The sequence below is a fragment of the Streptomyces sp. NRRL F-5755 genome, from assembly GCF_001279365.1.
Taxonomy (GTDB): domain Bacteria; phylum Actinomycetota; class Actinomycetes; order Streptomycetales; family Streptomycetaceae; genus Streptomyces; species Streptomyces rimosus.
In genome coordinates this window covers 1-631 of record NZ_LGCW01000178.1, presented here as the reverse complement: position 1 = coordinate 631, position 631 = coordinate 1, and the positions used below count along the sequence as shown (strand labels likewise).

The window sequence follows — 631 nt, the reverse complement described above, 5'->3', positions numbered from 1 at the left end:
GTCGGGGGCGGGGCGATCGCCCTCGGGGCCGGGGCCGGGGCCGAGCTCGGTGTCGGGGCGACCTTCTTCGGAACCGGGGCCAGGCTCCATGCCGGGGCGACCGCCCTCGGTGCCGGAACCGGGCTCCACGTCGGGACGACCACCCGCGAAGCCGGAGCCAGGCTCCACGCCGGGGCCACCGCCCTCGGAGCCGGAACCAGGCTCCATGCCGGGACGACCACCCTCGGAACCGGAGCCGGGCTCCACGCCGGGACGACCACCCTCGGAACCGGAACCAGGCTCCACGCCGGGACGACCACCCTCGAAGCCGGAGCCAGGCTCCACGCCGGGGCCACCGCCCTCGGAGCCACAATCGCCCTCGCTGCCGGGCTGACCTACCTCGCCGCCGCAACCATCCTTGGTACCGAGGTAACCGCCCTCGGTACCAAGGAGCGCGGGCGACACCTTCCCGTCAGCCGTCGCGTCGGCACCGGCCCCATCGGCCGCCACCGCACCCGTACCGCCTACTCGGCCAGCCTTCGAAGCGCCAGCACCAAGACCAGTGCCCGCACCTACACGGACACCAGCCCCACTCCCCCCAAACGCCCCTTCCTCCCCCTCCGACCTATCGCCCTCGCCCTCAGCCATCTTC

The 631-nt window shown here is 74.0% G+C and carries 1 pseudogene; it reads right to left on the bottom strand.

Features of this window, described 5'->3' with window-relative positions:
* Nucleotides 1-207 (bottom strand): annotated as a pseudogene (locus ADK86_RS45190) (hypothetical protein); the annotation flags it as partial.
* Nucleotides 208-631 lie beyond the last annotated feature (424 nt).